The sequence below is a fragment of the Arenibacter algicola genome, assembly GCF_018860365.1.
In the GTDB taxonomy this organism is placed as follows: domain Bacteria; phylum Bacteroidota; class Bacteroidia; order Flavobacteriales; family Flavobacteriaceae; genus Arenibacter; species Arenibacter algicola_B.
On the sequence record NZ_JAHKPO010000003.1, the window covers coordinates 1,191,487 to 1,203,848 of the forward strand.

Here is a 12,362-nt window from a genome sequence, read left to right on the forward strand (position 1 = left end):
TGCTAATATTGACCATATTCTGTTAATATGATGATTTTATGTTGAAAGCCGAGAGACAACAAGTAATCTTAAACGAGGTTAGAATCCATAATAGGGTCTTGTATACGGATGTTGCCGAACTTTTGAGTGTTTCGGTAGACACCATACGCCGTGATATCAAGGAGCTCAGTGCTGCCAAGAAATTAAAGAAGGTGCATGGCGGTGCCATTTCTTTAGGGTTCAACAATTACCATGTGGAAAATCAGGAGATCTACGCTCTTGAGAATAAGTCCCAGATTGCCAGAAAGGCAATAACCTTGATAAAGAATGGACAGGTTATACTATTAAGTGGAGGAACCACCAATATGGAAATTGCCCGGATGATTCCACCCAATTTAAAAATTACCTGTTTTACACCTAGTTTACCGGTTGCTGTTCAATTAATGGCCAAATCGGATGTAGAAGTGATATTGGTAGGTGGAAAATTATCCAAGGACTCCCAAATTGCCATTGGGGGTTGTGCCATAAACATGTTAAATGACATAAAGGTGGATATCTGCTTTTTAGGCATCAACTCCATCGATGTGAAAAATGGAGTAACCGACTTTGATTGGGATATTGTACAAATAAAAAAAGCTATGATAAATGCTTCCAAAAAAATTGTGGCCCCGTCAATTTCCGAGAAATTATATTCCACACAGCGGTTTAAAATATGTGATTTGGACACTATAGATGTTTTAATTACCGAACTGGAACCAGAGGATGATAAATTAAAGGATTTTAGGGAAGTTAAAATAAACTTGCTATAGCGCTATTTATATGTTACTACAGTGTAATTTTTTAAATTGACTCTACTTTTTTAATAACCGCTGCTGGATTAGGACAATGTGAAAAACTAAAATTTCCTAAGTTTGCCATTATTCCAGTAGTATACTTTGATTTGTAAAACAGATGTTAGTTCAATTAATAAAATAATTCCATAAGAATAATAGAAGTAAAAGCTTGATTTTTGAAATAGCTGACATAACGAATCCTATTTAGTGGAATCTCTTAACCTAATCGATATAAAATTCTATTTAAATTAAATACCAACCATAAAATATGCAAGATTATAAAAAGATAACCGAATTGCCATCAAGATATAATGACCTGGAATTGATGGATACCGCAACAATCCTTACTAATATGAATAAGGAGGACCAGTTGATTGCCGATGCAGTAGCCTTGGTTATCCCGGAAGTGACCAAATTGGTGGATGCCCTGAAAGAAAGATTCGACAAAGGTGGCAGGCTATTTTATATAGGCGCGGGAACCAGCGGCCGATTGGGTATTTTGGATGCCTCGGAAATTCCTCCCACTTTTGGGTTGTCCCACGATCATGTCATTGGATTGATCGCAGGTGGGGATACAGCGATTAGAAAGGCTGTTGAAAATGCCGAGGATGATACCGTTCAGGCTTGGAAGGATTTGGAAGCTTTTGAAATAACAAAGAACGATACTGTGGTTGGGATAGCGGCATCGGGCACTACACCATATGTTATTGGCGGGGTAAAGGAGGCGGCGGCGCATGGATTGTTGACGGCATGTATTACCAATAATCCGGGTTCTCCCTTGACCCAAGCCGTGGAGATTCCTATTGCAGTAAATGTGGGGCCGGAATTTCTTACGGGAAGTACACGAATGAAAAGTGGAACATCACAAAAACTGGTGCTCAATATGATTTCCACGGCCTTAATGATCAGGATTGGTAGGGTGAAGGGCAATAAAATGGTAAATATGCAGCTTACCAACGAAAAGTTGGTAGATCGCGGAACCCGATATTTAGTGGAGGAGTTAAAAATTGATTATACCGAGGCCGAAAAATTATTAAAGAAATACGGTTCTGTAAAGAATGCCATAGATGCCACTAAGGGCTAAACTATTTATTAACATTCATAGAAACCTCTTCCGGGGTTACTATGGAGTCGCTTTTATTGCCCCAGGAGTTTAGGATATAGTTCATTACATCTGCAATTTCCTCATCTTCCAATCCCATAGGGGGCATAATGTTGTTATAGGCCACCCCGTTGACCAAAATATAGCCCTGTTGGCCATATTTTACGCCCCTTATGCTTTCCTCTCTTTTGTTTAATAAAAAATCTGAATTGGCCAATGGAGGGAACGTTTTTTCAACGCCCTCCCCATTCGCCATGTGGCAGTTTATGCAGAAGTCCGAATAAATATCAGCACCTCTATTGATACTTTCTTCCAATTCCTTGTCCTGGAACAAAAATAAGGTCAATAATACAATGGATGATATATAGGTTAAAAGCAGGAGCTTCATATATTATTTTTTAAGATGGTGATACGTATTTTAAGGAGTTTTATTTCTTGGGTACCAGTTTATAGATTCCCTTGCCTTCCACTGCTACATAAATAAAACCGTCCGGGGCTTGTCTTACGTCTCGCACACGTCCCAAGTCTGGCATTAATTTCTCCCTATAAACAACCTTGTTGCCCTTTAGTTCCAGTCTTTCCAAATATTGAAATTTCAAAGAGCCTATTAATAAATTACCCTTCCATTCCGGGTATTTGTCCGAAGTTACAAATGCCATTCCACTTGGAGCAATGGAAGGAACCCAGTAATGTATTGGTTGTTCCATACCTTCCATTTCGGTCTTGTCCGTAATGGGGGTACCGCTGTAATTGATACCGTAGGTAATTACCGGCCAACCATAATTCTTTCCTTTTTCAATAATGTTTATTTCATCCCCGCCCTGTGGGCCATGTTCGTTATCCCAGATTTCACCGGTCATTGGGTTTTTAACCAAGCCTTGCGGATTTCTATGTCCATAACTATATATAGCAGTTTTTGCCCCTTCGGTGTTTACAAAAGGATTGTCTGAGGGAATACTTCCGTCCGCGTTTAAACGATATATTTTGCCGCCATCCCTGGTAATATCCTGGGGATTAACGTCCCGGTCTCCACGTTCTCCAATGGAAAAGAATAGATAACCGTTATCATCAAAGGCGATTCTTGAGCCAAAATGCTGACCTTTGGTGGTGTTGGGAGTGGCCTTGTATAATAATTGGGTGTCCGTAAGGCTGTTGTTATTCAACTTTGCTCTGATAATAGCTGTGTTTCCACCCTTATCATCACCTTCTTCGGATGCATAGGATATATAGATCCATCCATTATTGGCGTAATCCGGATGCAGGACAACATCTAAAAGACCGCCTTGACCTCTGTTGTAAACTGTTGGTGAATTACTTACTTCTATTTTTTTGCCATCCTTATAATGGATCAATTGACCTGTCTTTTCCGTGATGAGCATACTGCCATCGGGAAGAAAGGTAAATCCCCAAGGTATTTGTAGTTCATCGATTATTAGCTCTGCGGTGAATGGTGGGTTTTCTATGTTATTAACCTCATTTTCAGTTTGTTGTGCGCAGGATAAATTCAAAGACATTATGGCGATGAATATAATTGAGATACTATTTTTCATAATTCAACGTTAAATAATTATTAATGTAGCTTAGAACGCTAAAGATAAATATAAAATATAAGCAAAACTATTACACCAAAAATATACTTAGACCTCCCCAAGTCCAATTATATTTTGTAAAACCTACTTAACCTATGCTCCCGAAAAAACCACGGTATATTTATTATGCCCTACTTCTGCTAGCGCTAAGCATTGTGTTTAGTGCCTCGAAGGCAAACTCAATAGTTTATGAGCTTATAGCGGATGTTTCATCTGCGGTCGAAAATATAAATGCGGCAGAGATTGCTCTTGAACAAGCCCAGGAGAATGACTTTCTGGCGAGTTCCATAATTAATACCAACGAAGAGGTTGCAATTGATGTTACTTCCAGTCCAATGATGTTTGCAACCATCATCAACGGTGCCAATGAACAGGTGACCTGTACCAACGATGGTAGTACCCTGGCCAAATTTTTCCTATGTGGAACTGGAGATGATAGAACTATTTCAGTAAGCGGATCTGGCACCATTACTTGGCAGAAGCTTTCGTCTAGCTGTGTTTTTGTAGGAACCGACACCTGTCCCGTAAAGGATAATAGTTGTTATGGGCCAGCAGTAACAAGTGCAACTTATTTCCTTGATGCCAGTGATCCCTCCGTTGCGGGGGAATATCGCGTTAGGGTGGGGTCAGGGGCCTTTTATTACTTTAGGGTTTCTTCAAACCCATTGAACCCCCAACTTAGTACCCAGAATATTATTTGTGGTAATCCGGGCAGGGTAGAGGTTACCAATGTACCTGCTGGCTACGAATACAGTCTTAATTCTGCAGCAGGTCCTTATCAGGACAATCCATATTTCGATATATTTACTCCTGGTGATTATCAGGTGTATACGAGGTTAAAGAATGCTTCCCCAAGTGCCTGTGTTTTCCCATCCCAAACCGTAACCATTAGTGCAGTGGATATGAGTGTGGCGGTTTCCATGGTAGATATCATCTGTAGTGGTGATAAGGGTAGCATAAGTATCAACATTTCGGGAGTACCCGGATTTTACAGCTATAGGTTAATTAGAAACGGTGTTACTATGAACACCTTTGGTCCTAATGGGTCCAACACACATACCTTTAATAATCTTGGGGCCGGTACCTATTCGGTATCTGTTCAGGCAGGCAGCAGTTGTACCCAAACCATTAGTACTATTAATGGTAATCCAATTACCATAGGTGCAGGACTTGTTCCTGTAGATGCTACTGCATTTGCGACCGATAGTTTTGGTTGTGGTGCCACATCCGTAGATATCACCATTGATGCAAGCGGGGGTACTGGACCATATCAATATAACGTAAATGGAGGTGCCTTCGGGGGGAGTTTCGCAAATTCCACCACACATACGGTGAGTAGTCCCGGTACCTATAATATAGTGGTAAGGGATGCCAATGGATGTACCAAAAATGCCGCGGTAGATGTGGAGAATATTCCACCCCCAGTCTACAATATCAGTTCTGTGGATGCCAATTGCGGGGGGTCCAACAACGGAAGCATTACCGTAAATGTCACCAATAGTAATGGTTATAATCTAGAGTACAGTATTAATAATGGAGGTACCTTCCAGAACAGTAATGTTTTTTCCAATTTGGCACCTGGGAATTATAACGTAGTAATAAGGTATCAGCAAGATACTTTTTCATGTACCACTCCAGCGGTTAGTAGAACCATCGGTACTCCTTCTACGATTTTAGGAAATGCCAATGCTACCCAAACCCCAACTTGTTTAAATGAAAGTGGGGGGCAGATTACCTTTTCGGGAGTTAGTGGAGGTGTAGGACCATATGAATATAGTATTGGATCTGGCTTCATCCTCAACAATACGGTCTTTAATGGAATTTCCGCAGGTACTTATTCCCCTCAGATACGGGATGCCAATGGTTGTGTTTCTACCTTACCTGCCATTGTTTTTAGTCCGTTGAATAAACCTACAGATATCGATTTTACGATATCCAGTATAGATTGTGCCACTGGTACAGCATCCGTTTCCTTAGCGGTAACAGGAGGTGCGGCCATAAGTACCTATGAAATTATAGCCCCAACCAGTGTAAATAATGGTGGATCCAATACCTTCACCGGCTTAGGTCTTGGTAGTTATACCTTTAGGGTAACCGATTCTGCCGGTTGTAATTATACAGAAAGTTTTGCCATAACCGATATTAGTTCTATTGGGGTTGCTAGTCAGTTGTTGACCAATGTAACCTGTTTTGGGGATAGCGATGGGGCCGGCCGCTTTATAGTGGACGGATTTAACGGTACTTATAGGTATCAAATAGATGCAAATCCTGTTGTAACCGGGCAGACTTCCAGTATAGTTTCTGTAGGTGGACTAAGTGCTGGTTCCTATACCATAACGGTTACGGATGAAGATACCAATTGCGTTGATACGGCAACCCTGACTATTGCTGAACCAACAACCCCTTTGGCTATATCTCCTATATGGACAGATATGAGTTGCCAGAACAACAATAGGGGTGCGGTTAATGGAAATGCCTCCGGAGGATGGGGCGGATTTCAGTATACCCTTACAAGACCAAACGGTACTAGTGTTGGTCCAAGGAGCAATCATAATTTTACTGGTTTAACCGATGATTCCGGACCATACACAATAACTGTTGAAGATGGAGGTGGTTGTACTGCTTCCGCAAGTTATACTTTTACTCAGCTAACGGCACCTACTTTGGTGGAGGATACTGGAGCTTCGGATTTTTGTTTTGATAGTTCCAATGCCACAACCATGGTGGTCAATGCAAGTGGTGGAGATGGGAATTACGAGTACCGAATAGATAATGGGCCTTGGGTGGCCGGTGGTTCCAGTGCAAGTTTTAGTGGTCTTACCCCTGGCAACCATACCGTTCAGGTTAGGGATGGAAATAACTGTATGGATGATGTTGTTAGAAATATTAGGCCGCAGACCACCTCTACTGTAAGTATACAAAAGGAACTTACCTGTAGCCTTGTACCCGGTGCAGGTGATGCGGATATTAGGGTAAATATTGGTAATGGTAATCCACCCTATGCCAATTATGCGGTGAACATTAATGGAGGGGGATATGGCCTCACTACTCCTATTGCGGGAAGTAGTTTTGTATATACAACCCCAAGCCCAGGTACTTACCAGTTCCAGATTACTGACGGCAATGGATGTGTGGTGGAAACCAATGTGGTTACCATAAGCCCTACTGATGTAATAGCAGCATCGGCTGATGTTACGGAGCCACGTTGTGATGATCCCAATACAGGGGTAGTACGACTTTTACCGGATACTACTGTGGGGGTTGCACCATATGAATATAGTACAGATGGTTCCACCTATACCAATCAGGCCGTATATGGGAACCTTGCGCCAGGAAACTACACTTATTATGTTAGGGACAGTAGAGGGTGTTATATAGATGTCGATTTTACGGTAGGACCTCCAGATCCGGGAGTGGATGCCACAGTGGTACCCAATGATGCTACCTGTGCCGCGGGAGTGGTTACGGGAAGCATCGATGTTACGGGCAATATCAATGGTGTAGCTCCTTATACCTATACTTTATTGGATGTAAACGGAAACGTGGTCGGTCCAGTTGTAAATACGGCAAGTGACACCCATAGTTTTACCAATTTACCTGAAGGGGAATATACCGTAATTACAAGGGATGCATCCGGTTGTGAAGATAGGGATGCCGTTACCTTGGGGCATACAGGGCTAACAATAACCCCGGTTCCACCACCATTGCCAGCAAGTTGTGATCCTGCTGGGGATGGCTTTACCTATACCGTTAATATTGCTGGTGGTTCGGGAGAGTATGATATAAGAGTGTTGGGTGACCCGTCAGGCTTTTTTAGTATGGCATCTGGAGCTACTTCCCATACCTTTAGTTATGCAACAAATGGAATTATCTACGGAGTAGCTTATACAGTTGAAGTTTATGATAGGGTAACGCTTTGTACCTATCAGCAGGAAATTCCGCCTGTAAGTGGTCCATTGCTTACTTTTATCGCAACAGCTTCTGCGACTTCAGCCTCCTGTGACGTTTCGGGAAACGGAATATTCAATTATGAAGTTGAAGAATATACCGGTACTCAATTGGAAATTACAGTAATCAATGTTACAACTGGTGCTATTGTGGCTCCCGCCACAACTATTGTAGTGCCAGCTTATGTTGCGGGTACTCCTTACACAGGTCAGATAACAAACTTGCCTCCTGGCAACTATCGTGTGCTGGTAGAAGATGTAGCATCGGGCTGTACTACTAGTGCGCAGGCAATTATTGCCCAAGATATACCCTCAATTAACGTTGATAGTAATACCAATGCCAATTGTATTGATCCAAACGGATATTTGGTGATACGTGGGGTAGGAGGAACGGGACCATACCAATATTCTGTGGTGCCCACCACAACACCGGTTGGGGTTTATTCAGGGACTACTGACTATGAGTTGCCTGCGGGAGATTATGATGTATATGTACAGGATGCCAGTGGTTGTAGTTCTTTCACTACGGTGACCATTTTAGAGGATCCAGGAGTTGCGGCACCTACCATTGATGTTACCAATCAATGTTTTGTGGTGGCCTCATATAATGTGGAGGTTACGAGCCCGGTAAACAGTGGGCCGGCCCCGGAGACTACTTTTCAATACGATATGGGTAGTGGATTTCAGGACAGTCCTTTTTTCACGGTTCCCAATCCAGGTACTTATACCATGACGGTAAGGGATGGTAACGGATGTACTGCTACCAATACTTTTGAGGTGTTTGATTTCTTTTCCATAACCGCCAGTGCAACAGTGGAACCCTCTTGTAATAATGCCGATGGTACCATTACGGTAGTGACTTCGGGAGGTAGTGGGGATTTTGATTATGTCTTGGACGATGGTATAAATCCAACTACTTTTCAAGCTAATAATCCTGTTTTTACAGGACTTGTGCCAGGGAATTACACTATTACCGTAACGGATAGGAGTTCCAATACTACTCCATTATGTGAGGATACCGCGGTTGTGGAAATTATTACGGTGGATCAACCAATAATAGATTCCGTGCTAACCGAAGATATTTCGTGTTTCGGAAGTGCTGACGGCAGTATTTCGGTGGATTTGGTAGCGGCATCCGCTACGGACGGTCCTTTTGTTTATAATTTGTACGATAGTGGCGGTGTTTTGGTAACGAGTCAGGCCGATGCTATTTTCGATAATTTAACTCCTGATAACTATGAGGTTGAGGTAGTGTCCAGCAGAGGGTGTGAATCAGCACTAGTGCCTGCGAATATTATAGAACCTACAGCATTAATGGGGGCGGCAACAGCTCCTCCCTTTACCTGTAATCCGTCCAGCAATACCTTTAATACCACAATAATAACCGCATATGCGGATGACAATGGAGATGGTACGGGTACCCTAACGGGAACAGGACCATATACCTATAGCATCAATGATGGAACAGCTGTATTCGATGGGACCAATTTCCAGAGTAGCAATACCTTTGAGATTATTGATGATGGTGGGCCTCAAACCATAATTGTTACTATAAGGGATAATAATGGTTGCGAAATTACCGATACGGTAAATTTGGCTCCTCCCTCCGGACTAACCTTTAGCTTTAACGAACTTACCCCTATTACCTGCGATGCTTCTGGATCTGGTGTAATGGCTAGTACCGTTGAGATTATTATAGATCAAGGCCCTGGAAACTACGGAGTTGAAATATTGCCGTTAGGATCCCAGCCAGAACGTTTAACCGGTGGGTCGGATAGGCTTATTTGGGACTTGGATACTCCTGGAGACTATATTTTTGCTGTGAGGGATATTGCCAATGGCGGCTGTTTGTTTGTTACTCCTACGTATAATGTACCTGATTACAACCTAATAGAGGCTGTTGTTAATGAGGTGAAACCAGTGACTTGTTTTAACGGAACTGATGGGGAAATAAGTATTGCGCTTAATAATTATACAGGTGTTTATAATTATGAAGTATTTTCCCGTGATGCTTCAGGTGTGGAGACGAGCACAGGAGTTACCGGTAGTTTTGATACGGCCAATCCAATTAATACCCCTGAAATAATTGCAGGAGTGCCTGCTGGTAACTTATTGGTACGTGTAGAGGCAGTAGATAGTCCATTTTGTGATACCGTTAGTAATACAACCACGGTACACGGGCCGGATAGACCTTTGGATCCTACACCAGCTCAAACCGCAGATGTAACCTGTTTTATCCCTGGTAGGGGTGAAATAACGGTTTCAGGTGATGGTGGCTGGGGAGGCTACGAGTATCAATTGGAATTGGAGACAGCTCCGGGGGTATACCTTATCGTTACTTCCTTTTCTACCAATAATGTATTCAGTGATTTAATAAGTGGCACCTATCGTGTTGGTATCCGTGACTCTGGAGGCTGTGTGGTGATGGAAGATTTCATCATTAGTCCACCTGTGCCCATTGCTGCCGATATAAGAATTGTACAGCCATTGCTCTGTCCTGGATCAAATGATGGAATAATTGAAGCTTATAATGTAAGTGGTGGAGAGGATATAAATGGGGATGGTGAAGAGTATCTGTTCCAATTGAATAGGTTGGATACCTCTGGCAATATTTTAAACACAAGTGGTTTACAGGAATCCCCTGTTTTCCCTAACCTGCCTACAGGAAATTATACCATAGTTGTCTATGACGGCTGGGGATGTAGTTTTACGACATTACCAGTTTTTATCCAAGATCCACTTCCTGTGGATGCCGATCTAGTGGAGACTTTGGCACCTGGTTGTGGGGATGAGGGACGTATGGAATTGACTATTGCTAATCCAATTGCTGGAATGGAATATTTCTATCGCAGGTCTGGTACCACGGATCCATTCGTTTCATTTGGAGGAATTGGTGTAATTACGGTTGAGATTATTATACCCAATGTAAATCTTAATCCGGGACCTTACCAATTTGATGTGCAAAATGGCAATGGTTGTCCAGAACAGAAGTCGAATGAAATTAATCTTGACCCAGCTTTACCATTGGTTATAGCCCTTGATCTGGTAGATGCCAATATTAAATGTGCCGGACAACCAACTGGAATTGTGCGATCTGAAGCCTTTGGAGGGGTTGGAAATTATATTTATACATTGGTAAACAATATTCTGGATAGTGGAACTCCTGGTGTTCCCAGAATCCCTGTTGCTGCTGATATAGTGAGGGGGGCTCAAAGTTCTGGTATATTTAGGGATTTGCCACCGGGATCGTATTATGTTTATGCCACTAGTCTGGGCTGTACCGCTATTTCCGGGGAAATTTTGATAACTCCGAAAGACCCATTGATATTGGATCGTTTGGAAATGGTACCTGTTAGTTGTTATGGGGATGTAAATGGTCAGGTTATAATTGAAGCCAGCGGCGGTACAGGAAAAATTAGATTCTCTATTTCAGATACCTTAAGTGAATTTTTTGAAGGTGAAGATCCATTGAATCCAAATTCTTTCACTTTTACGGATTTACCACCTGGTACCTACGAGATAATAGTACAGGACGAGCTGGGATGTAATATTTTACAGGAAGTCACCATTACGGAGCCCGAAGAATTGGTAGTGGCCAACGTGGATACCACCCCGGAAACCTGTATTATGGCTTCCGACGGTTCTGCACAGCTGACCATGATGGGAGGAACACCCTTTGTAGATACCCTAAGCGGTGTGGAATATTATGAAACCAAGATTATTGGACCTAATTCCGTAGGGGACGAAGTTTTTGTTAGAAACGATGCCTTGTTTTTCGATAACTTAATGGGTGGTGAAACTTATGTAGTGTTCATACGTGATTCCATGGGTTGTGAGGCAAACGCGATTGTCCCGATCATGATAGGAGTTGATCTAAGTGCCGAGCCAATTGTTGAATATGGATGTGAGGGAATTTTCCCAAACAGTACGGTTAGGATTCAAATGACCGATTCGAGCTTAATGTCAAGACTTCTATTTTCACTTGATGTGGATGATATGACCTTGGCCAATACCCAAACTGTTTTTGGAGATTTGGCGGCAGGTGATCATACTGTATATATTTATCATGAAAATGGATGTGCCACCTCGGTGGACTTTACTGTGGATGCATATGAACCATTGACCTTGACTGCTATAAAAACTGGTCCAAACGAGGTTACAGCAACGGCTACGGGAGGCTTTGGTGATTACGAATATTTCTTCCAAGGGGATTCTTATGGCGCAGTGAATGTATTTTTATCCAACCAAGATGCCAATGTTACGGTCAGGGTAGTGGATCGCATGGGATGCGAGGCTACCATTACCATTCCGTTTAAATTTACGGGTATGTTGGTAATCCCCAATTTCTTTACTCCCAATGGGGATAACATGAATGATGAATGGTATCCTGGCAACAGGGATTACTTCCCTAATATAGAAGTTAAGATCTATGACCGATATGGTAGGGTAGTGGCGATTTTGGACCAAGTATCCGGCTGGGACGGTAATTATGATGGTAAGGCCGTACCTTCTGGGGATTATTGGTATGAGGTGAACGCCAATGACGAAGATAAACAACAGTTTATGGGACATTTCACCCTGTATAGATAACAAAATTATTACCTGTATTTTTCCATTAAAAGGGCACTAAAATTATTAGTGCCCTTTTTTATGTGCCATAACTTTTTATTTCGAAGGATTATGCTATATTTGCAGTCCGAAAAAACAGCTATATTTTTTTATTTAAAGTTATTTTTTAGGAAAGTACCAGTGCGTTTATATTTTATATAGCGAGAAACGTTCAAGATATTACGTAGGTCAGACTACGGATATTGACAAGAGATTGAAAAGACATAACCTCGGGATTGTTCCTTCTACCAAGAGTGGGACCCCTTTGAGATTAGTTTTGCAATTGGAAGTATTATCTCGCTCG

At 42.1% G+C, this 12,362-nt stretch carries 6 protein-coding genes; 4 read left to right on the top strand and 2 right to left on the bottom strand.

Annotated features, from left to right (window positions below; translation table 11 throughout):
• Positions 1-38: 38 nt before the first annotated feature.
• Both KO529_RS06520 and KO529_RS06525 read left to right on the top strand, forming a co-directional pair.
• Positions 39-788, top strand: coding sequence for a DeoR/GlpR family DNA-binding transcription regulator (locus KO529_RS06520; protein WP_215947079.1), 750 nt, complete (start codon positions 39-41; stop codon positions 786-788).
• Between the two features lie 292 nt (positions 789-1,080).
• A complete protein-coding gene (locus KO529_RS06525; protein ID WP_215947080.1) occupies positions 1,081-1,896 on the top strand; it encodes an N-acetylmuramic acid 6-phosphate etherase in 816 nt (271 codons plus the stop codon).
• Between the two features lies 1 nt (position 1,897).
• Here KO529_RS06525 and KO529_RS06530 read toward each other — a convergent pair whose 3' ends face one another.
• Both KO529_RS06530 and KO529_RS06535 read right to left on the bottom strand, forming a co-directional pair.
• Entirely contained in the window at positions 1,898-2,302 is a 405-nt protein-coding gene (locus KO529_RS06530) for a c-type cytochrome (RefSeq protein WP_215947081.1), read from the bottom strand.
• A gap of 40 nt (positions 2,303-2,342) precedes the next feature.
• Positions 2,343-3,464 (bottom strand): PQQ-dependent sugar dehydrogenase, encoded by a 1,122-nt coding sequence (locus tag KO529_RS06535; RefSeq protein ID WP_215947082.1) that lies wholly within the window; start codon positions 3,462-3,464, stop codon positions 2,343-2,345.
• A 134-nt stretch (positions 3,465-3,598) separates the two neighbouring features.
• On the opposite strand from KO529_RS06535, the gene KO529_RS06540 reads away from it, so the two are divergent.
• Together KO529_RS06540 and KO529_RS23655 are read left to right on the top strand one after the other, a co-directional pair.
• A complete protein-coding gene (locus KO529_RS06540) occupies positions 3,599-12,040 on the top strand; it encodes a T9SS type B sorting domain-containing protein (RefSeq protein WP_215947083.1) in 8,442 nt (2,813 codons plus the stop codon).
• A 169-nt stretch (positions 12,041-12,209) separates the two neighbouring features.
• Positions 12,210-12,362, top strand: a 153-nt coding sequence (locus KO529_RS23655) for a GIY-YIG nuclease family protein (RefSeq protein WP_215947132.1), incomplete at its 3' end; no start/stop codon positions are given.